Genomic DNA, 24,659 nt, shown 5'->3' on the forward strand with positions numbered 1-24,659 from the left:
CTGCCATTAGCTCCACAAAATCAAGGCTGGATCGAACGGAGATGGCAAATCGGTGTGGTGGGGCAATACCCGAATGCTGTAACCATATTGTCCGCTGGTGCAGCACGGTACCACCAATTGGTAATCCCACACAGGACCGCTGCCACCCACTGGCTCCAGTGCGGCCACTTTGGCGTTGCTGATCTGCCCGAATGAATCGAGTGGGCCGTAATACATCTGCACCGATACATCCTTGGGCTTCAGCACACTACCCAGATGAACTTTGGCCCGCAGTTCCAGTGGTTCACCCAACAGATGCTGCTGTGATTGTGGTTCCTGGATGCTTTCTACCCGAATATCCTGCCAGTGTCGCAGTAAACTGGCACGCCAGGCGGCGAGATTTTTACCCAGTTCGTACTGATTTACCCGCATCCGGTTAAGGCGGGTGTGTGCTGGTAAATAGCTCACTTCGGTGTATTCGCAGACCATGCGGTTGGTGTTAAATACCGCTACGTTGGTGCTGATCGATTTTTTCATCCGGGCGGTCCAGCCACGTGGGATGCCATCGATACTGCGATTATAAAATTCAGGCACCACTTCACGCTCAATCAGGTCGTATAAGGCGTTACTTTCCAGTAAATCCTGGTATTCTTCATCGGCCAGTTCTTCGCCGTTGCCAATACGCCAGCCATTATCAGGGCGATAGCCTTCATCCCACCAGCCATCCAGCACGCTCAGGTTGATGCCACCGTTGGCACAGACTTTCATGCCGCTGGTGCCAGAAGCTTCCAGCGGACGACGTGGGTTGTTCAACCACACATCTACCCCCTGCACCATCACCCGCGCCACGTTCATGTCGTAATCTTCCAGAAACAGCACCCGGCGGGCTAATTCGGGCATGCGGGCACGCTGGGCCACTTCCTGAATAAACTTTTTGCCCGCATCATCCATCGGGTGGGCCTTACCGGAGAAAATAAACTGCACTGGTCGATCAGTATTATGCAGGATTTTCTTCAGCCGCTCCATGTTGCGGAAGATCAGATTTCCACGTTTATAGGTGGCAAAGCGGCGGGCGAAACCAATTGTTAAGGCATCCGGATCCAGCACCTCTTCGGCGGCCTTGATGTCGGAAGTCAAGGCACCCTTCTTAGTCAGTTGTTTCGCCAGACGACTGCGGGCAATCGAAACGAGAGCTTCCCGTCGTCGGCAGTGGGAACGCCACAGTTCTGCATCTGGAATTGATTCTACTTTCTTCCAGACTTCGAAGTAAGTGGGCTTGTCCTGCCAGTCTCGTCCGAGATAACGATCGTACAGGCGGGCGATTTCTGGTGCTACCCAGCTCAAGGTGTGCACACCATTGGTAATGGAGGTAATCGGTACTTCCTGCTTGGGTACCCCCGGGTAATTTGCCTGCCACATTTCCCGTGCCACCACGCCATGCAGTTTGCTGACACCATTGCTGAGGTTGGAGGTATTGATGGCCAGCAGTGTCATTGAAAACTTGTCCGTCACACTGTGGGAGTGATCCTGCCCGAGGCTGAGGAACTGATCGCGGCTGATTTTCAGACGATTGGTGTAGTATTCGCCAAAGTAGCGATCGATCATTTCGATCGAAAACGTTTCGTTTCCAGCCGGAACGGGGGTATGGGTGGTAAAGACCGTCCCAGCTTTCACCACTTCGATGGCTTCTTCAAAGTTAAGGCCCATATCGGCAATCAGAATGCTGGCACGTTCCAGGGCACAGAATGCGGAATGGCCTTCATTCATGTGGGCCACCGTGGGCTTTTTGCCCAGCATCCGCAAGGCACGCAGGCCGCCAATTCCAAGAATAATTTCCTGCTCAATCCGGGTGGTTTTATCCCCACCGTACAGGCGGGCGGTAATCCCACGGTCGTGGGCGTTGTTTTCAGGGATATTGCAGTCGAGCAGGTACAATGGAACCCGCCCCACCTGAATCCGCCAGACGCGGGCAAAAACCGATCGGCCGGGCAGTTCCACCGAAATGGTTGCTGGCTTGCCATGTTCATCCACTTCAGCAATCAGTGGCAGGGTGAAAAAATCGTTTTCTGGATAGCGTTCCTGTTGCCAGCCGTCCGCATTCAGGTACTGCCGGAAATAGCCTTCCCGATACATCAGGCTGACCCCGCACAGTGGGATTCCCAGATCACTGGCAGATTTCAAATGGTCGCCCGCCAGCACACCCAGGCCACCGGAGTAGACGGGCACCGATTCGTGGATGCCAAACTCGGCGGAGAAGTAAGCAATCCGCAGATCGTTGGCATCAGCATGGTTTTCGCTGAACCAACTGGGCGTCGACATATATTCTTCGAACGCTGCTGCCACCCGATCCATGTGGGCTAAAAAGCCACGATCTTTGGCCAGTTCTTCAAATCTCTCGGTGCTGACCTTTCCCAGCAGGCGAATTGGACTGTGGTCGAGTTGTTCAAACTGGTCAGGATCGATCCGTTGAAATAGTGCAACGGCCTCGGGGTGCCAGCTCCACCAGAGATTTTTCGCCAGTTCATCCAGTTTTTTCAGTTGATCAGGCAATTTGGGAAGAACAGTGAAAGTACGGACCACAGGTTTCGACATACCAGCCTCAACAAAATATCATTATTGCTTGATTGTTCAGATGTTTGAATATTTCCCACCAAGCGTATAGTGTTGTTTTTACGACCGTGGGGAGGACTGTACCACCCTTTCTGGGGAAAATTATCGCCGCACAGATTTTCCAGATTTCCCAATTTTACATTCACAGAGGGTCATGAAGGTGCGTTCCAATCCCAGACGGGAAAGAAGATGAGTTTTTCTCATCATAAAATCAACGTGTCATGATGCTGACTTCGTTAAATTGATCACCCAGCAGCGTCAAACGCTTGTTTGATCCAGCCAATCAGTTCCTGATCCACGTCATCGACTGTGGTCAGATTTACTTTGAATGAGCACATTCCACCTTCGGGCATTGCTAACAGCCGATCAGTTGGTGAAAGTCCTTTCATATTCAGCCCCACTTCCACACGGGTTTGAGTGGCAGGTCCCACCATCGCAAACTGTTTTTTTCGCCTGAGACTGATGTAGCTCTTTTTGGGTGCCACTTCAAAGTCACCAAAACTGGCGATTTCACTCATCAATTTCTCATGAATCGGCCGAAGGTGGGCCTTTTTGCCTGTGTAAATGCCAGAAAGAAGATCTTCTGTCGCAGCAGTTGGAGCCTCAGTATCTGTTTTCGGCTGCAAAAAGAAATGCACCACCATATTGGCATCCCCATGACCCATACTCAGTTCGTTTTTCAGCCAGTTCCGCAATTCACCATGTTTTGCGAGCCCACTTTGCCTTAACAGTTCAAACAATTCTTCAAGAGATTTCCCAGAACGCTTCTGGATATTTTCAAGTTGTGTCTGCGCTGCCTGATCGACAATATTCATCACTTTGCTCCTGTAAATGCAGGTGGATTTCTCATTTATTGGTTAATTGTTGTTTCGTTACAGTGCAGCCCGTTGAAAGGCCAAACCGGAATTCGATAGTCTTCAGACTTACCCACGATGCAGGATGATCCCTTCTGGGTCGACCTCTTCACGCAAGATCCGCAACTCCTCTGCGGTGGGGGCCGGAGTGGTTGGCGGATTATCTGGAATTTCCAGCGGAAATCCCGTAGCAGCAAGCACTTGCGCTGGGGTTACCCCAGTGTTCAGACTCTGGATTCGCATCCGCTTGCTTTGGGGGTGAAAATCCAGCACTGCCAGGTCGGTGATCACCAGTTTTGGGCCGAAGCCAGGCAACCCTGCCGCACTGCGACTATCCCCACCCTGCAGGTGGCCGGGCGTGGTCAGAAAGTCGAGCTTTTCCACAAACTTTTTTGCATCGTGCTTCATAATGATCAACGTCTGGCGACAGAGTGAAGCCAGATCGTTCGCTCCGCCACTTCCGGGCAACCGTACCTTCGGGTGGGCATAATCCTTGCCAATAATGGTGGAATTCAAATTGCCAAAAGGATCGATCTGTGCCCCACTGAGAAAGGTAAAGTCCATCAGGCCACGCTGGGCAAATTCCATTACATCGGCCATGCTGCCCGCCATCAGACCACGGTAAAAAGTGCGGGAATCACCCACGCTGATGGGCAACGCAGGCAATTGTGGTGCCACCCCACCTGCTTCAAAACAGATCACCATGTTGGGTGCGTGGGTTCTCTGTGCCAGCATCGCTGCGGCACAGGGAATGCCCGTTCCCACCACCACCGTACAACGGTCGCTCAGTGCCCGCGCGGCACAACAAATCATCAATTCTGTCGATGTGGGTGGCATGGAGATCCTTCAGGAAATCACTTTGGACCTATTTTACCATGGAACCAAGGCAGTTCACAATCACTTGAAATGCGTTCATGATGTGGTTATTTCAACAGACTTGTGAGAATAACTTCATAATTCCGTGCGTCGCACTACTTTTCTGATAATTTCCTAATCTAGCTACTAACACGTCCCGAAATTTTGCTGACACAACTTCGGAGAAGCTGATGAAAAGACCTCTCTTAATCCTGCTGGTGCTGACAGGTTGGCTCCGTGGGCACTCGACCACCGGTGCGGCCGAACCTGCATTCGGCAAACAACCGAACATTATTCTTGTAATGACTGATGACCAGGGGTACTACGACCTCGGTTGCCATGGTAATCCGCACCTGGCAACGCCAAATCTGGATAAGTTGCGGGCAGAAAGCCTGCGGTTCACTCGTTTTCAGGTGAGCCCTACCTGTGCCCCGACACGTTCGGCAATTATGTCTGGGCGAGCACCGTTTTACGTGGGCATCACCCACACAATTCTGGAAAGGGAACGAATGAAACTGGGCGTGCCTACGATGCCCGAAATGCTGAAATCGGCGGGCTACACCACGGGGATTTTTGGCAAATGGCACCTGGGCGATCAGGATCCCTATCGACCGGAGAAGCGTGGTTTCGATGAAGTGTTCATCCATGGTGCCGGTGGGATCGGCCAATCGTACAGTGGAAGTTGTGGCGATGCACCAGGAAACAAATATTTCGACCCCGCCATTCTGCACAACAACACCTTTGAAAAGACGAAAGGCTTTTGTACCGACATCTTTTTCAATCAGGCGATGAGTTGGATGGAAGCACAAAAAGGCAAAAAACCGTTCTTTGGTTACATTTCCACCAATGCACCGCACGCACCTTACGTGGCACCAGAAGCGAAGAAAAAGAAGTTTCTGGATAAAGGAATCCCGGAAGGCACCGCGGGGTTTTATGGCATGATCGAAAATATCGACGACAATATTGGCCGCCTGACCGCTAAACTGAAAGAGTGGGGCATCGAAAATGAGACTTTGCTCATTTTTATGACCGACAATGGCCCCGCCGCATCCAATTACAATGGCGAACACAAAGGGAAGAAAGGTAGTGTGGATGAAGGTGGCACCCGCGTGCCCAGTTTCTGGCGTTGGCCTGGGGTCTTGAAGCCAGGCACCGATGTGGATCGCATTGCCAACCACTACGATATTCTGCCCACCTTCGCCGAGATTGTGGGTGGCACCCCCAAGGAAGCAGACCAACTGCACGGGAAAAGCCTGGTCCCACTATTAAAGGACGCGAAGGCACCGTGGGCAGATCGGTACCGCATGTTTCACGCTGGCAGGTGGGCAAAAGGGATGGCAGAAAAATCCCGCGATACCAACTTCGCTGTGAGAAATCAGCGGTTTCGACTGGTGGGGCGAAACGCTCTCTACGACATCGAAAACGACCCTTCCCAAAAGACGAATGTGATCGGCAAATTCCCGGAAATTGCCAAAGAAATGAACGCTGCCTACGACAAATGGTTTGATGGAGCCTTGCCGAATATGGTGAATGAAGATGCCCCACTGACCGGGCATAACACCTTTCATTTGATGTACTGGAAACAATACGGCATTGAAATTCCCCCATTGAAGAAGGAAAATCCAAAACAGCCGAAAAAGAAAAACCCCAAGAAACCAGACTAACGGTGCGTCAATTATCCCTGGCGGTTCACTCACCAAGTTTCAAACGATTTATCCGGGCTGAACATTCGGGCCGCTCGTGGTGAATGTCGAAAACTCGACCGAATATGAAATTTTGTTCACTATTGGCAAAGGGAACCTTTTCCCAATATCTTAGTCTATTCGAATGGAAAGTGACCTTGAAGCAGAACTGGAAGAGTGCCACGGACTTCAGGCTGGCAAACTCTCTCTAACTTCTTTTGAGGAAAGCACTTAGGCCGTGTGATGGAATGGCAGACATAGGGGACTTAAAATCCCCTGGGGGGCAACCCCCGTGTGGGTTCGAGTCCCACCGCGGCTACTGACTTACGTCGATTTTGATGTCGCCAATCAAGAACCGACCTACCATAAACCTACCACGCTCGATTAGACCGACTATTTCGACTCTCCAACGTGAAAGATTGTAACTCGACATTCGATATTAGAAACAGTCGCAAATCGCAGAAATTCCAAGAATTGCAGTTCGATAAAACATCAAAAATATTCCGGGCAATCTCAAAGAAGATGTCTTTCATTTCGACGATCAGGATTTTCCATCAGGCTTCTGGAGAATCTTAGGCACTGGCATGTTCACCACTGCGTCTTCCATTTGGCTAGTAAGATTTATGTACACTTGTGTAGTAGAGTAGCTCTTGTGACGCATCAGTTTTTGAAGAACGTCCCCTTTGATGTGAGGTGCCATCAAAGTAGCGAAAGCCCGACGAAAATCGTGAAAGCCATACAAATAGCACGATGGTGTATGGCAATGTTCTTCCGGACAGTCTACGTGTATGCCTACCTGTTGCTGGATCCGCTTGAATTCCTCCCAGATCTGAGTCTTGTTCAGGTGCCAAGGGAACAATATTAGTGAATTATTGTCTAGTGTCCTCAGATGTTCAATCACTACGGGATGCAAATTGATGCGTTCATCCCGTTTTCCCTTGTTGTCTTTGGCCCGCGTAATGAGTTGGCCAGCTTCAAAGTCTAAATCTGCTCTACGAATAGAGAGGATCTCGTTGATCCGCATCCCGGTCATGTACGCAACTACGATAAGTGCCCGCCACCAGTCTACGGGTGTATAAGTCTGCAATTGCTCATTGGGATGTTTTGCATGGGTGCACCCCTCGCTATAGATCAGTTCGAAATGCTGAGCCGTGACGAAACGAGGAATTTTCTGCGGCTCGCGTACCATTTTGATCTTGGGTACTACTTGGAGGTATTCCCATTCGTGTGCTTTGCGCAGAGCTGCTTTCAAGTGCCTAAGGTCTTTGTTTACAGTTGCTGGTGAAATTGGTGACTTCGGATTTTTTCCACGATCTTTGAGACGCAATGATACAAATTCGTCTATTTTCTTAGTGGTGATGGTTTCCAACCTGCCAGGAGAAATGTGTCGTTCAAAAGTTGCCAATGCTACCTTGACTGAACGTTGCGAACTGGCTGCCAATAGACTCAATACCTGTTCCTCGTATTCCTTGCGAAAATCCTTCCATGTAATTTTGTTAGAAGGCTTGTGTACACCCATATCCAGTTCGCTTTGAATGCGGCGCAACCTCTTCTCAGCTAAATTCTTTCCACGGGAACCAGGCCCGCAACTCTCACTATGCCGTTTGCTCTGGAGATCGTACCAACCGACATACCAACTGGCTCCCGCTACCCCTTTCTTGGCTACTTCCTTTTTCTGTTGGAAAATCCAGATTTTCTTGTTCATGTTCGAATCACTCCCTGTGGTAGATGCGGCTGAATTGTGGTCAGATGTCAAACTTACCCGGATGATGATTCCGACGCAGATAGTCCAGAAGATCGACAATTGAGTAACGAATTCGATTGCCAACTATTCGGGAAAACCCAATCTTACCAGCTAATCGTAGGTCTCGAAGTTGCCATTGATTAAGTTCCAAAAGTTCAGCTGCCTTATTCTCTGAAAGGGCCAACTTGCCATGAATCAAGCTGTTCATGTCAGTAAGCTCATTAATGACTTCCCGAACAATCTCTTGAACCAGGGGCTGCAATTCACCAACTCTCAATTGAATGTCTGCCATAATATCATTCACACATAGGTTGAAATGGTAGCCCCGAGGATCGGAGCCGTTTACATAAGTGCGTGAAGTTGTGCGTAGGCACCGGTGATTAAACCCAATTCGTAGCTGAAAATAGAAATAAAAATCGCCCGAAGCAAATGAAAATAAAGTACTTATGACATTTTTTTGCACCAGCCAGTTTTTTTGTGTTAATTCACGGAAAATTTCACAGAAGCGTCACGGATTCAGATTGCTCCGCGCAATGGAGAAAAGTGTCATCAGGATGATGGGTTCGACAAGCCTTCCAGAACTGTAATAACGTGGCGAAGGGAATCTAGGAATAGTTCTCCTTCAGCCACGATTTTCTTGACGTTAGCGAGTAACAACATTGGATCAATAGAGTTACTCGATTCTGAGTTCGTGGCAGCTTGTACTGCTGGGAACCTGAACCCCGCCTTGACCTTATATGCCTGAAGTTCGGTATCAAAGAACCAGGGTACACCAGCCATCGACAAAGTCTGAAGGTCACGGTGGACCGTACGCGGGGAACATTCGAGTTCACGTGCGAGCCCGTTCGCATCCCAACGCCCCGATCCAAGAATCAATCTGAGTACCCGCAACAAACGGCTAAGGCGTTCACATTGTCGTGCTCTTCGTTCCGCATCAGTTCGCTTCTTGGACATTCGCCTATTGGTCTCAGCAAGTTGAATTCACCAGATGCGAGAGTAGCAAAGTCCATTGTCATCAGTAGGTTATTGTTGTTTCGATGAGAAAAACAATGTGATTTATTCATTATCTTTTGCTGACAGAAATCGCACTGACCCACAGTTGGCATAGAGATCCGTCATGATTCACTAATTAAATTCACATGTGCGGAGACATTAACAATGCCTAATCTCATCTTCATTCGTGAAATCGATCCGAATACGTACCTACATTACTCTTATCTTGCCGAGACAGCTCGTTTGCGTGATTATTCACGTGGTCCGTACGCTCCACCGGAAATGATTTGTGGCTACACAACTCAGCAGATTCAGAAATTACTCCAAAATGAAGGAACTCGTTTAGAAAAAGCACCTGATCATAGAGTGGATGATTACGCGTTTTGGCACAACATCATTCGCGAACGCAATGATTTGTTGTATCTCTCTGGAAACGATAAGACTGGATGCTTTACCAGACTCCTGGATCAGTTTCACGCTGAGATTGCCCCGTTCGTGCGTCATAACAACAAACGGGAGTTGAGTGAACGATTGCAGATATGGAGAAAAAAACTCGAAAGAATTGTCACAAAGAATAGCACATTTAATCATTGGGATAATGATGATGCTTCTGGTTTTCCAATTAACGAAGGCATTGGTTGGGCTTCGCGTATGCTGGAGTTTAGCCGGGAGGAGAATAAGCTTCAATTTATCAGAACAGATGATGAATCCCTTGACTTTTCGCTGTTGAGCATCGAGACCAATATGTCCATCTCAGCGAATAATAATCCATTTGTCCAAGGGGCAAGAAGTTCAATTAACCTTGATGGGTTAGGAATTCGGAGAGATGGAACATTTTGTGTAATTGAAATAAAGGCAGAAGCAGATACACATGAATTATTTCGCGCTACAGTTCAGGCACTTTGTGGGGCTGTTGCAGTAGTTGCCAAGCAAAAAATGATCTGCAACTTAGTAGAAAAAGCAGCAGGGAGGCGACCAGCATTCATTTCACCCGCATTATTAAATAAATCATCCATCGGTCTATATGTTATGGTTGACTCCAGACACTACTATGTACCTGAAGGCACGGCTTTCATAGAGTCGATCAGTATATTAATAGATGCTTTCCCTCCATTAAGTGAAGTAGTATATTTTTCCGTAAATCCGCAATCTGAAGAGTTTCCATCTAAAATATCTCTGAATCACGTGATAAAGAGGCAATCTAATTCTTAGAAAGTGTGTCTGACCTATTTCACATTGAAATAATCGATACGTTCATAAGCATGAGTGATTTGATTATCTCTTGTTCTTCCTCATTCAAACAACATCAAAAGATACTCGGTCGCTCAACATTGTCACATTTGAAAAGTAGTTCTGGAACATTTGTGGTTCAAAAGTGTGGATCGGAATCACCGTCCGAGCATTTACCGACTTCACGAAACTAACAATGTCAGCAACATAAGCGTGACCACTGACATGAGCGGGTATGAAGTCGCCATGGACCTGGGCAATTTGGTGCTGGAGATCAACCCAGTCTTTCTTTGCTAGATAGCCTTTCCAATAGCCATAAAGGCATCTGCAGCGAGAGGGCAATTGGCCGTTAAAATCTAATTGGACCATTGAAGGACGGAACACCATCAGGTACCTTGTTGAATCTGAGAGTATTTCTGAGAGTTCAATCTGATCAGCGAGAAATCTTTCCCGGATAGTAACTAGTTTCCGAAGCTCGAACAATTTGTTGAAATAAACACGTATTCCCATGTCTCTGCTTGGCTTCGGAACCTTCGTGTGCTCACTTATCAGGTAAAGAACGAAGGCCGTGTACGCATCCACGACGAATATCCGGTCAGTCTTCTGTGCAACCTTGTACAATGTTACGATCCGGTCAACGTCCAGAGCGGAGAATGTAGCTAACACCAGAGCGGGTGCTGACTTGACCATGTCGAAAATGCTTTCTTCTAATTGATACTCAGTAGCACCTTCTACCTTTTCGCTGCCGAAATGGGTTCCCTCGACGATCAAAACATCGACGGGTATTCCCTTAATGTAATTGAGAAGATCGCGAATCATCCCCGGTTTTCGTCCATGCTTGCGGAAATCACCAGAATAGAGTATGGTCTTTCCATCACCCTCGACAAGAAATGCCACGCTGCCGAAAATAGAATGATCAACTGGTAGCGGTGTGACACGACAATCACCTATCTGGATCTGCTGTTTTCCTACTACTTCTCTAAATCGAGTTCGATCTAATCTTTTTTGTCCAGCAAAAACAGAAGCTGCCAACATCATTTTTGAAGTTCCGCTCGTTGCATAGATCGGAACAGCAGACCGCGATAGGTACAAAAGTCCTGCATGATCAAGATGGGCATGGCTAAGCAAAATACCTTCCGGAGCGGGAAACAGTGTATCAAAGAGACCAGAAATCCCCGGGATTACTTTTTCGGCTTTCAATGTTTCGATGGATTTGGCCGAAGCAGCACTAGAATCGAACGGCTCCCGATTGGCGTCCACCAAAGGCATACCGAGATCGATAACAAGGCGAGTTGTTGAAGTGGCCACTTCAACACACGATCCGCCGATCTCATTAGTACCACGATGGATGGTGATTTGCATGACGTCATTTCCCTAGCTTTGGTTTTGCTTTTGTCTCGTTAGGTCAGCTTGGATACTGCTAGAACATGAAGTCATGATATGTACACGCACAGATCGCCACCAACAGCCGGGATTCGAAATGAAATCCCGGCTGTGAAGTTACACCCAACCTTTGTAAGAAATCGTAATTTCTTTCTTAACCCGGATTCAAATTCTCTGTATGTATTGTTCATTCGCTTAGGATACAGGTGAATCTGCACGGAATTATCTCTCAGAATTCTGACAAGCATCAACGTACTACAACAAATAGCTGGCACAAATGCAATTGAGGATTCCACCTTCTCTCGCCAATTGCTTGCAGTCCAGTAATACGATCGGAACGTCATTAATCAAAGAAATAAGTCTATTAAGTACGATCTGATCAGATTCTGTGCCGAAGGCAGGTACAATGATGACTTTGCTTGTTCGGAGAAAGTTAGCGTACAATCCCAGGGCAGATGGGATTCCGTTTACGGACTGTTGTTCGATAAAATACGGAAGAAGTTCAGTTTTCAACCCGTGTCGGTGAAGAATGTTGGCCACCCTATTTCCGTACAGTGGATCGATCTCGGCATAGTTGTTCAACAGAACTGTGTCTTCGCTGATGAAGCGAACAATCGCGTCTGCATGACCAACGGGATCGTAGGGTTCCTTGGGAATAATGATTAGTTGATCTACTTGCAAGAGATTTCGGAGTTCATCCCGTAGTACTGGTCGGTCCCAACTTGGATTTTCGCGATAAATCTTGTCGGTCAGAATGGCTTTATTCCTCGATGCGACCACATTGCCGCCATCGATGTTGATTGTCGAATGGTGACATTTGCCCAGCTTACGGAACTGATCTGCTACTTGCCGATCAGTACGTAATTCAGGATAGTTCTTGAGGTAGTCTGGCTCATACCGAAATTGCAGCCACTCGCCAAGGGAAATCTGGATTGGGCAATAATCTCTCGACCAGATGTCCTTTACGTTGTGAAGCAATCGGACTTTGACTTCGTGGGTTTTCAGGATATAAATGAGTTCTGTGAACAACTCAGCGTGGCAGACCTGGAGTAAATTTGCCAGGAAAACGGAGTTGACATCCCAATCAGGTATCATGTATGGTATGCGTCAATTGACTGTTGTAGATTTACTAAAATCATTTCACGAAGTTCTTTTGGCTGGATCACTTTGGCTCGGCTTCCCCATCCGAGAACCCAGCGAACAATTTCGTTCAGGCCATCCACCTGAAATGTCATTGTTAAAGAACCATTATTGTGTTCATGAATCTTTTGGGTATGGTGCCATATACTTTCTTTAACAATGCCAGCTACTTCTTTCGCAAACACAATTTCCACTTTGAAAGAACGGTCACCTCGATAAACTGCCCAGGCGTTTCCAAAGTATTTTTTGAGGTCAAAATTATCAGGAACTTCGGCTTTCGTGTCTAGCATCTGCAATACCGTAAATCGTGCAACACGATAGGTTCGAGGAGTGTCTTCGTCGACAGGACGAGCAATCAAATACCAGGCCTGCTTCACTAGACACAGCCGATAGGGATGCAATTGAAGATTCACTTCTTGATCCATACCTGGACTGAAGTAAGTTCCGTTAATCAGATTGGCTTTGACTAGAGACCATTGGATTGTTCGCAAAATATTCCTATGCAGAGAATGATCGGCCAACTTCAGATCGAGAACGGAAACTAATTTCTCAGCGTCTATAAGTACTTTTGCAACATCTTCCTCCACAGTTGCAACTAACTTCTGATTCACCTGCTTCGCACCAGTGCTAATATTCAATCCTTCATATGAAGTGATTGCAATCGAAGTTCCTTGACCAAGGGCCTCTTCCACAGTGACGTTTAGTGATGGAAAACGAAAGTTCTTCGCTACACGATAGCAACGAGCATTTTGGTCAAATTCTACTGGGATACCGGCAAACTCCAGAACCTTCATATCACGGTAGATAGTTCGCTCTGAACACTCTTGTTCCAAGGCTATGTCTCGGACATTCCAACGACCCCTACTCAAAAGAAGCTGAAGCATCCTCATCACGCGCGCCAGCCGGTCAGCCTGACGTAATCGTCGATCAGGATCAGGAAGTGCGCCTTTGGCTTCGGAAGGCAGTAGTTTGGGGATCGGTTTTCGTTTCGAACTTGTCATCTTTTGTTCACTCCAGGCTCACGAACAAACACTCGAACTTTGAATTTAAGAGTCGTTCGCAGAATTTTGGGCCAGGAAATATATAACTCGCCGAATGAGTCAGGCCATTTCCATCCTAAATCCCGCATCACTTTTTGAACATAATTTGACTGCCAGGAGGCGAAATCCGTTTTCATGAAATGAGTAACCACTCGAAAATGATTCTTCTCCATCCAAGATGCCATTCTACGAACGGTTCTCATCGTAGCACGCGTTTTGTCCCAGACCCATAGTTTCGTTGCGCCCACAGTTATTGCCCTTAACTGACGGTAGTAAAGGAACGAGTGGATGTCTTGCAATGATGGGATATCTGCCAAGTAAGGATTCTTCGACGGATGGCTGTGGAAAATACATTGCTTACCCATCGACATTCTTCCGGATGTTGCTCCTGCTTTGAAGTATCGTATCCGTGATTTGGTTAGGTAGCCGCAATATTCAAAGTTGCTAGCAGATGGTAGCAGGCGATACACATTTTCTTCACTTTGACCTGGCTTAATGCGATTTGATTAAAAGTGTAAACAGAATTATATTTCACTGGATCCATTGGATATGGTGGTGATTGAAAATATTTGGCGGATTCCACAGTAACAATTTCTCACTCAAAGTTAGATTTCTTCCAATGTAGCATTCTAAGACGACAACAGTGGGTCATTGTCCAATAACGGGTATATTTTGTAAGTTGGTCATGACCATGGTGCACAAGAAATCCTACTTGATCAGTAAATTCACCAGTTAAAAAATTAGTTCATTCTAATGCTACATTAATTTTCGCTCGATTTCAGTGCATGCAAATTGCTGCAGATGATTCAGGTGATGGCTCTCAGATCGTATCTCCCGTCGGGGTTTCAGAACAAGATTCAAAGATCGTACCGTACTTATTTTGCAAGGTCCGTTTTGGCCTACTGCTTAACTTCATATTCAAGTATTCGATGAGTTGGTCAATCACTATCCTTTCCGAGCGTGAGAACCATCGACGTTGGCGTTGCATCAGCATAACGATTTCGAGATAGCTTAACTCCCCAATAAACGGCAACTTTGGCAAATCAGCGATTTGATCACTATGAGGTATGGCTGCACGAAGTTGATCGGGGTCACGATAACGAGCAACCAGTGGCTGACTTCCATCAGGAGTTACGACGAGCAGAATGAAGTCTCGTTTCTCCTGTTCGAACAGTTGTGGACGGCGAAAGTAACCACATTCGAGTAATCCTACGCGGGCATTTCGAGAAAGTTGGTCTGCAGCAAAGCCGTACTGGCCATGGTTGCGAGATGTCGTCGACGATAATTCACTGCAGTATTTCATTTCGATGTAAACAGTAGTTGGAGGATTCTCCCAGGTGATTACCACATCGACCTGCGTGCTTCCTTCATCCCATAGCAACAGTTCCCTTGGATAGGTCGGCTTGTTCATCCAAGGTTCTATCTTAAGATTGCGAAAGACCTGACGACCGAATGCTTGGGATCCCAGGGCATGATTGAGAAGATCAGGAAGCCACCATCGGGGATTTAGTACTTTCAAGACTTGTATGAGTTGCCCCGTGATGACATCTTCGCTGGTGGGTCTTATGATCAGAGGACAGCGAAGCGTACCTTCACGAGCAGGTTGACACAGGCAGCCCCCTTTGCGATAAAGTTCTGTCAGCATTTGAAGTTCTCAATAGATTTTGAAACCTTTCTACTTTCACAGTTGATTCAACAATCGAAGGTAGGTCCAAACCTTCCTGAACACCGCCTTCTGATCCAGCGTGCCATACCCAAAGAGCAAGTCATCGATTGGTTTATTTGGTCTCATCGTGTTTAATTGGCGGAATTCTACCGTCCGACCGTCAAGAATCTCTAGCTCATTTGAAATGATTTCTACTTGGAAAAATCAGTGTTAATGATGTCCGTTGGGAGTATTGTTACCTTGAGTTTCCTTTTTGAGTCGATCCAAAACGAGACCCGCTTCCGCTTTGGTAAGGTCATTAAGACCGCACTTTCTCCCGATGATTTTTGCAACCCGGCTTTCCAATTGTAAAGTAGTCAGCTTGAATCGCTTACCGATAGCGAGCAGAAACTGAACCTGCTTATCAGTAGCCAGCTCTTTGTTGCCGATGTTACTCGCCTGGGCTTGATCACCTTGAGATTTTTCGTGTGTTCCATTTCTCGGCAGGCAAGGATTCTCATTGCCAGATATCTCATGGTTGGAAATGGGCCTGTTTTCATTCAGCCGACCTAGGGAATCGTTTCTTCGGTCTAATTCAATTTCTTGTGCCAGGGCTTCTTCAGCCAGGCTGAATAACTCCAATATCTTTTCGATGATCACTTCAGGCTCATGGACGAATACTGGGATTTCTCCATCAAGACTCACTGAATAGCCACTCGAATTGAAATCTCGCGATATCTTACGACTGAGACCAACATTGGCTCGAAGCATGGTAGCTCTCCTTGAAGTTTGAAACGTGTATTTCTTAGTTACACATTATTCAATCAGGTTTCATAGTTGACTTAATTTGCGAGAGACATGTTGAGTGCCAGGTTCCATGCCTTTTGTTTGAGGCGGGCACCATTGCCGAACCAGATGGAGTCCAAGCGTCGGCTTGCTCGTTCCATGTCATTCAAACCACGTCCTGGACGAACATGATCAACGAACTCAGTAACAGCATTATAAGCGACCCAAGATGAGTGCTTGATCGAAGGTTCATCGTGACCGATTCCTTCCTCAAAAAGTCGATTAAGTTCTTGGCGGATATTCAACGCCCGGGTATTGTCTTTGCCATCTTCAGGATCGGGATAGATTTCCTCAAAGTAGGCTGACAACTGAGACTGAGTAGGAAAATGGGAAGCCAATCGATTGATCCTCTGCTCGGCAATATCGTAAAATCTTGTAGCGAATCCTAACACTTGTCGAGTTTCGCGAATCTTCGACTGAAGGTCTCCCTTGTGTAATATGCTGACTCCTTGACCCTGACTTCTACTTTCAGCGAGAGACAAGGTGTTTTGGCATACCACTCTGATTGGCGTGAAATAGACCCGAAGTGCAGCTGACCCATCGTGGGCGTTTGAAAGTAACAGATACTTTTCCACGATGTCGCTCGAGTTCTTAACCTCAATTTGACCGGGCAGCTTAGCAAGCATCCATATCTTTTCGCCGCGTCCCAAGGCTCCTGCGGTGTGATAGCGAAGTTCTCCTTCAGCAACAACGGAATCCAAAAACTCGAATGCCTGGAAGTTCTGGACAGGGACATAGCTGTTTCCTACGACACCGAGAACTTCATTCGTGTCCGACCGAACAGTGGCTTTCCGAATCGAAACCTCAGTGCCGTCTTGTGTTTTGAGTGGCTTGCGTTCAACTCGATAGTCGAGGCCAGCAGCTGTGATTGCTTCACGGGCGGTTGCTGGTTGGTCGAGTTTAGTTCCTAGCCTGTGCCATGGTACGTCTCCCACGTACATCATTGAAGCTTTGCCGTTGGTCGTTGACAAGTTATGAGCCATTTTGATGCTCCTTGGATTATGTGCATGTGCTTTCTAACACTATTACCCGCAGGAAGCGACAAAGTCCGTTCCAAACATGAGATACCGACTTTGTCCCCAGATACGTCCCTTGAAGGAACAGATTCAGATACACTTGATTTGCAGTATCGATCAAACTCGTCAATCAGTTGTCTTCGAGTTAACAGCGACTCGACGTTGATTGCTTCAATACCTTTTTCGTTGCTCTTCGTGCAATATGTTTCATGGTGACTCCCCATCTCGGACCACGAACATTGGAACCTTGTCCATTGATCTGTTTGTTGCAATTGTCTCGGAACATTTCAAGGCATTGATCCACATCATTGGGTAATGAAAGATCGTGATCATCTCTACGATGTGCATTTGGCTGGTCGATGTCGAGCAGTCGCTGGAACCACTTTATTACTTGATGCTTGCGGATCTCTTGCAATCCAGGGTCATTCGGATTGAAAACATCGGGATGGCAAAAACCGTTGACAGAAGTGACAAAAGTAGGATTTTGATAAATTTCACGATTCGACAGCTTGTGCAAGAATCGAATTCAGCATCGATTCAATGTAAGTGCCTTTGTCCTCAATTTGAAACAAAACGTTTGCTTTTTCCAAATTCTCTTTGGTCAATTCATCTCGCCACCATTCAACCTGGGTAAAAGGTGTGCTAGAAATGATGAAGGAATTCAGAGTTATGTTTGGATTCCCCAATCGACCTTCCAATTCTTTGATGGTGCGGTAGAATCGGATTTTCGGGTCTTGTGGGCCCTCTAAGTTCCGCAACCCCTTTGGGTCAACAAATGTAATGTATTGGTGGTCATCGATCAATAACCAAAGAATAAAATCCGGGTAGAAGTTGCCTGCTTCGAAAAAGCCAATCCCGCGTCCACGACTCATATTCCTCAACAGGTACAATTCCCGATTCGCGGAATGATTCTGGAAATACTCTCTCAGGTCTTCCACGAAATCTTTTTCCCCCTTATTCAGAGAAACCGGTGTAACGCTGATATGGTCGCTTTTCACATGCAGAAGGGGCTGGTACAGGTGTTGTCCAAATGACATCGCAATACAGCTTGAGAAATTCCAGTCCTTCAGAATGCCCCGATCAATGTCCTCTTTGATGTTCTGTAACTGCTCGACGATATGTTCCTGATCTTCATTGATCATCAGTCGATACTCTTCGAGAAAATTTGGGTCGTTCTCTTTTAGTGTGTGGTATTCATAAAAATCGGATTCCCATTCCTGCTTGCAATATTTGTAGTATCGATCGATATATTTCTTAAGCAGTATTGTGGCGATTTCTTCCCATTCGCGAACTCGATGAAACTGGTTCAGTCTCAATTCATCGGCAGGAATGTAAAGTGTGTACCAATCTGGATTGCTTAACAATGGTACAATCATATCTTTGGGAAGATTGAAGTTGTACCATGATCTCTCGTTCTTAAAATGCTGTAATTCAAACCAGATTTTATCGATATTCATAAAGGCTAGATGCTGATCGGTTAGTTTGCCAACATTCTTCTGTACTCGATCATCCATCCGCCGTAAGCCTTTACTTTGTTGCGACTGAATGCGGGGATACCAATTTAATGAAACAGGGTGCCGTCGAATTCTCTCTGGTGGGGAAGCAAGGGTTGGTTTGTTACCATCTCGTTTAAAATCTTTACCTTCCTGAATGCGAACTACTTTCAGCTTCTTGCCGTGGAGATTTTTGACAACCGGCAACACGAATTCGATCTGTTCCTGATTACCTGGCAGCCCTTCATCAGCCAGATACTCCTGAAACTGTTTCATGTAGTCTGCACGGATGCCGAAAATATTCAGTGTCTCCAGAAGTGACACGTAGGGAGGGCGATCAACACCGATCAGTTGACCACTACGCTTCAGGGACATGGAATGTCCTTTCAATCGAACCCCACGGCCGAATAGCTGAATAATTTCCGAACCTTCTGTTTTCCCAATATTCATCAAGCCCATCGTGCTGACTCGCCAACTGTTCCAGCCTTCGGTGAACTTCTTCGAACCGATCAAAATATTTACAGTCGATTCCGATTCGTTTAATCCCTGGAATAACGACCCAGAAAACTCTTTCTCAAGCACAACTAAGGAGTCAGGTTGTTCTTCACAAAGCTTACATAAAGTTGTTGCATCACCCACATAGATCAATCCGAAAGGCTCATTTTCGCCCACTCGCAGAGCAATTTCTCCGTCACTTCCTTTCAGATGCTCAACATGCAAGGCAGCCTGTACGGATGAATTGAACACTACCTGCAGGATGTCATCAAACAATTCTTCAGGGTTCAGTTCCAGTTTAACAAGATACGGGAATGCGGTCGCAAAAATCTCACTGCCACGCTGATCCAACAGACCCGGTTTGCCGCTCATCAGACGCTTCAGCAGTGCAATTGATTCGTGCTTGCTCTTAATGAATTCCGACAGGATTAGCAGGATGTCAACAACGTCTGAGACTTTTCTTTTGCTCTCAGTGCGTACTGCATTCACACTACCCCCCACGAATATCCAGAGGGGATTTTCCAGCAGGAATGGCCGAAAAGCGGCTCGATTATCATGAAAAAGTTTCTTCTGCTGGTAATATGCCAACAAACATGCGGTCAAGTACAGTCGACGACGTTCGTCATTGGAATCATCTGCCAGGTTCAGGATGCGGTAGTCCTTCCCGAAGCCGTCCCGGTAGAAATACTTGTACGAGTAGTCGAACAGGATGTTCTTGGCATAGATGGCTTCAAGGCCAACTTTTCCTTTCATCGCCTGTCCGAACGTGGCGGAATACTCGAAGGAGAAACCATTTTCACAGAGCCGATTGCGGGCGTTCATCCATGCCCCTTCGACGCTCGCACTGGCTCCGCGGTGTCCTTCATCAACCAGTACCAGGTTATTACCCTCGAATGCGTCAATGGCAACAGTCTTTTCTCCCATTTCCTCTTTCAATTTGGTGACTTCGATGATTTCAACCGATCTGCCTGCGAACAATCCTTTCGAGGTCTTACTAAAACGCACTGCAAAAATACCGGAGAAGGTCAATTCAATCCGATGTTGTTCCGATAAGCCCTCGTTGGGCGTCAGCAGAATGATCCGGTTCAGGCCCTTCTCTTTGTCGTGCAGCTTCAAGTAGTGCTGGTACTGAAGGATGTTGACGTGCATCAGCAGCGTCTTGCCGCTGCCCGTGGCGTTCCAGAAGGCCAGCTTCCGCAGGTCGTCCGGCTCGTAGGCAGGTAGCTGTTCCTTTGCGGTTTTTCCTTCATTAAACTTGGCGACGTGCTGGTTCAGGTCGGCCAGCAGCTTATCGGGGTCACGGAAAAAACGGTCGAGGTATACCTCGGTAAAGAGCAGCGAGAGGTATTGGAAATACTTCCACTTCAGTGGCTCGGCTCGCTTCTCACTGAGCGCCAGTGTGTGCTTGACGATGTTCTGGTCATAGCCGAGCAACGTGTCGCCCGGAAACTCCTCGTACTCCCAAAGCAGCCTCATCTGGTGCAGGAACTTGTGAACGTTGTTCTCGTCCAGTCCTTCCAATTCCAGTGTCTTCAGGTTCTCGGCCAGCTTGTCGAAGCTGCTCACCTCGAAGAGTGACAGCATCCACTGGTTCAAGATGAGTTTCTCGTCAAACCTAAGCGGTGGATTTGCGACTTTTGTTATGCGTTTCTTTGCCATTTTCAATTATCCTAGACATCCTCGACGTCGAACATGAGGCGTCCGAACTCTTCTTCGATGAGGCGGACTTTCCATGTCTGGTCGCCACGTCGGAGGTTTTCGAGGTTGTTGTCGCCGTTGACGTAGATCAGGTCGTACTCCTGATCCTTCGTGTTGTAGTCCTGCTTCTTGAACCACTCGTCGAGGGCATCGTTGTTGGTTTCGTCGAGGTTGCGCCAAAGGACCAGTGCCCGGTCGCCGTTAGGGTTCGTTCCTTCAACGACACGCACGCCCCGGATCACGTCGATGTGCTTGACGGTCAGGCCCAAGAGCCAGTTGAAAGTCTCGACCAGATCGACGTTGACCAGTTGGGTCTCGCCGTTGCGTTCGACTCGGAGCTTGTACTGGTCGGGGTTGCGGAAGGACTCAACATTCAAGAGCGACTGGCTGCCACGACTCTCCACGTCGAGCATGTACGAGAGAACGTACTGCTCACGCAGGTCATCGTCCTGTTCGAGCAGCGATGTTTGCTGGCCTGTTCGCTTCAGTTCGAGGTTGTTGAGGGTATCCTCGTAGGATTCGAGGCGGATGATCTTGAATAAAGCAGAACGCCTCCCGCCTCGCTCGCTCGGAACTCCGTCCTTCCAAGAATCTGCGTAGAACGCCTTCTGGATTCGTGGCCAAATAACAGAACGGACAGAGTCGCCTATATCTGACAAAACGAATTTGCGATTGGAGTCATCGCTTGCGTTAAGATCGATTGTGGCATGCCCCGCAGTGCCCGACCCCGCAAATAAATCCACGACATATGCCTCTTCATCATTGTGAAGTGCAATTAACCATCGGTAAATTGACATTGGCTTTGGCGTGTCAAATGGCTTCTCGCCAAACATTGACTTTAGCTCCCGAGTTGCGTCAGCAGTGCGACCAATGTTGTCCAGCCACGTGCTCCAGCCGACTGATTTCTTGACATCCCTGATCTTCTCGAATGGAACCCATCGCTCGGAGGCACCGTCGTGCGACACTCCGGCATTAAAATCGCATCTCTCCCAGTGAAACACGTCTGGATCATTCAGTGCCACCTTGATTGCAGCATTGTTCTTTCCCCACCTCCAATGTCCTTCTGATCCGTCGTTCTTTATCGGATATACAAGAGTGCCGTCTGGGGTCGGCAGTTGAAACCACTGTCCAGGACGGTCAAGTCTCGAAGAGGCACCACCCCATTTGCGAAGTTCCCTCCCTTTTCGGTACTTGCCCCACTTGTCTTCACGATCAAGTTCTCCAGTTGAAAGTTCTGTTTGTGCTATGCAAGTAGCATCACCATTGTGGTAAATCAGCACATACTCATGGCCTGACCGCAGGCCAGTCTTTTCTTTTCCTCCGCTTGCCTCAGACTTCCAAGGGGCACACGCCGCTCGACCAGTTTCACCAAAAATGTCGTTCATTAAATTCCCGAGTCGGTATATCTCGTGGTCATCAATGAAGCATGCGCAAAGCGAATCTGCTCGCATAGCACGATTTAACATCTCAAGAACGCAAGAAGTCATCGTGAGCCAAGATGAATGCTGGTAGGCATCTTTATACGGAAACCCGTCGTTCCCGGTGTTGTATGGCGGATCGGCGACGACGACGCCAACACGATGCGCTAAGTAACACTTTATCAACCGCAAAGCTTGACTCGCCTCTGACTCAATTACCAATCCACCAGATGACTGTTCAAGGTTCTCAATCGTACGCAACAATCTCGATTGGAACTTCAGATCAAAATACTGGGTATCAACAAATAGGCCGGGGTGAGCCTTTAGAAAGTCGACAGTTAACGGCACTGAAAACCCCGGGCCATTCAGGTCTGTCTCGATCTTGTCGATGGCGAACAGCCGCACCCATTCTTCCCGCTGGGCTTCGTTGGCGGCAATTTCTGGGTAAAGCTCCTCGGGCACCCGGTCGAGCGTGATGCAGTAGTTCGTCTCCACGACGAACTTCTTCTTGAGCCACAGCTTCTTCTGGAAGTTCTCCAGTTGTTCGAGGAACTGGATAACCTTGTGGGCGATCTTGCGGATCACCTTGATCTTGCTGAGGTACTGCTCGACTCGGGGCACGGTGTCGTGTTCGATGTCGTCGAGGTGCATCACCTCGTTCTTGATGTAGAAGTCGAGTTCTCGCCGCAGGAAGCCGCCCAAGTCTTTGTGGATGAAGTAGTCGAACGTGTTCCGGGCGGTGTACTGGGTGAGATGCTTCTCCAGCACTGTTCGATTTGGGTTCGCCTTTGTCGGGGCAAGTTTACCGAGTTCTCGCACCCAATCGTCGATGCCTTCGGTCTTCAGAACTCGTTCGATAGCCTCCTGATTCAGGGTATCCTGCTTCTTCTTGCCGTCGTCGGGCTTGTACTCGAAGCGGATGAAGAGTTCGCCGTTCTCTTCATAGATCGGGTCTTCTGCGCAGATGATGAAGCGGCGTTCCTTGCCGGGGGCTTCCTTTTTGTTGTCCTGCTCGGACGAGGCGGCGACCAGATGCACCCGCACCCGCTTGCCTGAGGGTATCGTGAAGATGTAGTCACGGAAGTATTCACTGCTCTTGACGTAATACTGGTCGTGGTTGGCCCAGTGCAGCTTGACTTCCTCGCCCTCATAGGGAATGGCGTAAACGCCTTCCTTGTACCGCCGTAACGAGATGAAGTCGCCTTCGTGGTAGTAGCGCCGGAAGAAGTTGAACAGGTGACTAAAGACCTCGTTCTCCAACGCCGTGACATCGACGCTGGAGTCGGCCATCTGCGCCTTGAGTGCTTGAACCTTCGGCGAATCGTTGGGATTCATCCCGGCACCCTCGATCTGCTGGATCAGCTTGTCGAGTTCCCTCTGAATCTGCACCTTGTCTGCTGACTGGTAGTGTTTGAATGCTTCCTTGACCTGCGGCAGCAAGTCCTTCTCCAGAAAACGGACCACCTCGTCCCGCTTCTGGTTCATGATCCGGTAGATGCCGAAGTCCAGATCGGCCTGATCCAGTTGGAACAGTTCCTCAAGGAGCTTCTGGAATTTTTTAAACTGCGACATCGATGGACTATCCTTTCATTCTGTTCTTATCGTTTTGAAGAAGTATCGCGTATTCTGGTGCTATTTTGATACAGTATCGCCGCATTTTTTCGAGTGAACTCGCTTCAAGTTGACGAACTCTCTCTCTAGTGATTCCTAGACGCTCTCCTACGGCTTTTAGTGATTTCGGTTTTCCTTTGCCAAGTCCGAATCGTTGGATGATCACGAATCGGTTTCTTGGCTTCAAGCACTTCAATAACTTGCTAATCACTGTTCTCAATTCTCGATATTCATGATCGCGGATCGGTTTTCGGTCAGGAAGATCGTTCGGTCTAAAGGAATGAATGGGTGTTGCAGAAGAAAGATGATAAATCGCATCAAGTCTAAGAAACAGACTTTCATTGAACTCTTTGACGAGATCGTTCCAGGCATTAGTATCGCATCTACGGATATGGTCATCCAGTTCGAGGAAAAACTCGAGATAATTTTGATAGAGATGTGCAGGGATTGGCACGGGAAATCGATGCCCGATTAAAAATCGTTGGATATACTGATAAATCCAATACCAAACGTAGGTACTGAACGAATTCAACTTTTCGATTTTGAAACGTTCAATCCCACGTAAAATCCCCAAAATACCCTCTTGGATCGCATCTGAAATCAGTTCTTCAGGACAATGAAAATTGTTCAGTACAGTCAACACCATTCGAGTGTGCTGAGTCCAAACCAGATTTCTAGCCTGAATATCCCCCATCTGGGCTTGTTCAATTAGTCGACATTCCTTCAGATATCCTAGTTCTGGCATTTTTTTGTAACACACATAATCATCTGGATTTCTCGTTGCCCAATGGTTGCGTTTTCGTTTTCTCGAAAAACGACGTCGTTTTTCTGGAATCGTATGCTGGGAAGTAAATGTGCTCGGAGTTGAAGGTTCTGTCACGTAGGTCGATAATGGTTCGTTGGGCTGCACGTTTGTTCTCACGAATT

Annotated in this window: 17 protein-coding genes and 1 tRNA gene; 3 read left to right on the forward strand and 15 right to left on the reverse strand. The window is 47.6% G+C overall.

The genetic code is table 11. From position 1 onward, the window contains the following. Window positions 1–6: 6 nt before the first annotated feature. From glgP to R3B84_15935, 3 genes are all read right to left on the reverse strand, one after another. On the reverse strand, window positions 7–2,571 hold the full coding sequence (gene glgP / locus R3B84_15925; protein MEZ6142054.1) for an alpha-glucan family phosphorylase: 2,565 nt from the start codon (window positions 2,569–2,571) through the stop codon (window positions 7–9). A 263-nt stretch (window positions 2,572–2,834) separates the two neighbouring features. Continuing rightward, the gene (locus R3B84_15930; protein ID MEZ6142055.1) at window positions 2,835–3,404 is read right to left on the reverse strand and encodes a DUF4287 domain-containing protein; all 570 of its coding nucleotides are present in this window, start codon (window positions 3,402–3,404) and stop codon (window positions 2,835–2,837) included. A 108-nt stretch (window positions 3,405–3,512) separates the two neighbouring features. Continuing rightward, entirely contained in the window at window positions 3,513–4,280 is a 768-nt protein-coding gene (locus tag R3B84_15935; protein ID MEZ6142056.1) for a CoA-transferase, read from the reverse strand. A gap of 209 nt (window positions 4,281–4,489) precedes the next feature. On the opposite strand from R3B84_15935, the gene R3B84_15940 reads away from it, so the two are divergent. Both R3B84_15940 and R3B84_15945 read left to right on the forward strand, forming a co-directional pair. Then, window positions 4,490–5,962: an arylsulfatase gene (locus R3B84_15940; GenBank protein MEZ6142057.1), complete on the forward strand. Its 1,473-nt coding sequence runs from the start codon at window positions 4,490–4,492 to the stop codon at window positions 5,960–5,962. 252 nt (window positions 5,963–6,214) lie between these two features. Next, window positions 6,215–6,299, forward strand: a tRNA-Leu gene (locus tag R3B84_15945). 222 nt (window positions 6,300–6,521) lie between these two features. On the opposite strand, the gene R3B84_15950 is transcribed toward R3B84_15945, so the two are convergent. Beyond that, window positions 6,522–7,685: a site-specific integrase gene (locus R3B84_15950; GenBank protein MEZ6142058.1), complete on the reverse strand. Its 1,164-nt coding sequence runs from the start codon at window positions 7,683–7,685 to the stop codon at window positions 6,522–6,524. Between the two features lie 40 nt (window positions 7,686–7,725). Further along, complete coding sequence (locus R3B84_15955; GenBank protein MEZ6142059.1) at window positions 7,726–8,016, reverse strand: hypothetical protein; 291 nt, start codon at window positions 8,014–8,016, stop codon at window positions 7,726–7,728. An 866-nt stretch (window positions 8,017–8,882) separates the two neighbouring features. Here R3B84_15955 and R3B84_15960 point away from each other — a divergent pair. After that, window positions 8,883–9,929 (forward strand): hypothetical protein, encoded by a 1,047-nt coding sequence (locus R3B84_15960; protein ID MEZ6142060.1) that lies wholly within the window; start codon window positions 8,883–8,885, stop codon window positions 9,927–9,929. A gap of 84 nt (window positions 9,930–10,013) precedes the next feature. Here the strand turns inward: R3B84_15960 and R3B84_15965 are convergent, their stop codons facing one another. From R3B84_15965 to R3B84_16010, 10 genes are all read right to left on the reverse strand, one after another. Continuing rightward, window positions 10,014–11,309: an MBL fold metallo-hydrolase gene (locus R3B84_15965; GenBank protein MEZ6142061.1), complete on the reverse strand. Its 1,296-nt coding sequence runs from the start codon at window positions 11,307–11,309 to the stop codon at window positions 10,014–10,016. A 276-nt stretch (window positions 11,310–11,585) separates the two neighbouring features. Beyond that, window positions 11,586–12,425 (reverse strand): agmatine deiminase family protein, encoded by an 840-nt coding sequence (locus R3B84_15970; GenBank protein ID MEZ6142062.1) that lies wholly within the window; start codon window positions 12,423–12,425, stop codon window positions 11,586–11,588. After that, window positions 12,422–13,471, reverse strand: coding sequence for a transcriptional regulator (locus tag R3B84_15975; protein MEZ6142063.1), 1,050 nt, complete (start codon window positions 13,469–13,471; stop codon window positions 12,422–12,424). Before R3B84_15975 ends, R3B84_15970 begins: the two co-directional genes overlap by 4 nt. An 859-nt stretch (window positions 13,472–14,330) precedes the next feature. Continuing rightward, window positions 14,331–15,155 (reverse strand): hypothetical protein, encoded by an 825-nt coding sequence (locus R3B84_15980; GenBank protein ID MEZ6142064.1) that lies wholly within the window; start codon window positions 15,153–15,155, stop codon window positions 14,331–14,333. Window positions 15,156–15,386: 231 nt separating this feature from the next. Further along, entirely contained in the window at window positions 15,387–15,926 is a 540-nt protein-coding gene (locus R3B84_15985; protein MEZ6142065.1) for a hypothetical protein, read from the reverse strand. 71 nt (window positions 15,927–15,997) lie between these two features. Beyond that, the gene (locus tag R3B84_15990) at window positions 15,998–16,984 is read right to left on the reverse strand and encodes a DUF932 domain-containing protein (protein MEZ6142066.1); all 987 of its coding nucleotides are present in this window, start codon (window positions 16,982–16,984) and stop codon (window positions 15,998–16,000) included. 178 nt (window positions 16,985–17,162) lie between these two features. Beyond that, a complete protein-coding gene (locus R3B84_15995) occupies window positions 17,163–17,534 on the reverse strand; it encodes a hypothetical protein (protein MEZ6142067.1) in 372 nt (123 codons plus the stop codon). Next, window positions 17,512–20,601, reverse strand: a complete 3,090-nt coding sequence (locus tag R3B84_16000; protein ID MEZ6142068.1) for a DEAD/DEAH box helicase family protein — start codon at window positions 20,599–20,601, stop codon at window positions 17,512–17,514. Before R3B84_16000 ends, R3B84_15995 begins: the two co-directional genes overlap by 23 nt. A 74-nt stretch (window positions 20,602–20,675) precedes the next feature. Further along, window positions 20,676–23,693, reverse strand: coding sequence for a DNA methyltransferase (locus R3B84_16005; protein ID MEZ6142069.1), 3,018 nt, complete (start codon window positions 23,691–23,693; stop codon window positions 20,676–20,678). 7 nt (window positions 23,694–23,700) lie between these two features. Next, window positions 23,701–24,642 carry a sigma-70 family RNA polymerase sigma factor gene (locus R3B84_16010; protein ID MEZ6142070.1) on the reverse strand — a complete coding sequence of 314 codons (942 nt, stop codon included), beginning with the start codon at window positions 24,640–24,642 and terminating at the stop codon, window positions 23,701–23,703. Window positions 24,643–24,659: the final 17 nt, after the last annotated feature.

The organism is Zavarzinella sp., assembly GCA_041399155.1.
In the GTDB taxonomy this organism is placed as follows: domain Bacteria; phylum Planctomycetota; class Planctomycetia; order Gemmatales; family Gemmataceae; genus JAWKTI01.

What these genes read in the sequence shown, in the direction of transcription:
- glgP (MEZ6142054.1), bottom strand. Translation starts at nt 2,571, where the DNA reads ATGTCGAAACCTGTGGTCCGTACTTTCACTGTTCTTCCCAAATTGCCT.
- R3B84_15930 (MEZ6142055.1), bottom strand. Translation starts at nt 3,404, where the DNA reads ATGAATATTGTCGATCAGGCAGCGCAGACACAACTTGAAAATATCCAG.
- R3B84_15935 (MEZ6142056.1), bottom strand. Translation starts at nt 4,280, where the DNA reads ATGCCACCCACATCGACAGAATTGATGATTTGTTGTGCCGCGCGGGCA.
- R3B84_15940 (MEZ6142057.1), top strand. Translation starts at nt 4,490, where the DNA reads ATGAAAAGACCTCTCTTAATCCTGCTGGTGCTGACAGGTTGGCTCCGT.
- R3B84_15950 (MEZ6142058.1), bottom strand. Translation starts at nt 7,685, where the DNA reads ATGAACAAGAAAATCTGGATTTTCCAACAGAAAAAGGAAGTAGCCAAG.
- R3B84_15955 (MEZ6142059.1), bottom strand. Translation starts at nt 8,016, where the DNA reads ATGGCAGACATTCAATTGAGAGTTGGTGAATTGCAGCCCCTGGTTCAA.
- R3B84_15960 (MEZ6142060.1), top strand. Translation starts at nt 8,883, where the DNA reads ATGCCTAATCTCATCTTCATTCGTGAAATCGATCCGAATACGTACCTA.
- R3B84_15965 (MEZ6142061.1), bottom strand. Translation starts at nt 11,309, where the DNA reads ATGCAAATCACCATCCATCGTGGTACTAATGAGATCGGCGGATCGTGT.
- R3B84_15970 (MEZ6142062.1), bottom strand. Translation starts at nt 12,425, where the DNA reads ATGATACCTGATTGGGATGTCAACTCCGTTTTCCTGGCAAATTTACTC.
- R3B84_15975 (MEZ6142063.1), bottom strand. Translation starts at nt 13,471, where the DNA reads ATGACAAGTTCGAAACGAAAACCGATCCCCAAACTACTGCCTTCCGAA.
- R3B84_15980 (MEZ6142064.1), bottom strand. Translation starts at nt 15,155, where the DNA reads ATGCTGACAGAACTTTATCGCAAAGGGGGCTGCCTGTGTCAACCTGCT.
- R3B84_15985 (MEZ6142065.1), bottom strand. Translation starts at nt 15,926, where the DNA reads ATGCTTCGAGCCAATGTTGGTCTCAGTCGTAAGATATCGCGAGATTTC.
- R3B84_15990 (MEZ6142066.1), bottom strand. Translation starts at nt 16,984, where the DNA reads ATGGCTCATAACTTGTCAACGACCAACGGCAAAGCTTCAATGATGTAC.
- R3B84_16005 (MEZ6142069.1), bottom strand. Translation starts at nt 23,693, where the DNA reads ATGTCGCAGTTTAAAAAATTCCAGAAGCTCCTTGAGGAACTGTTCCAA.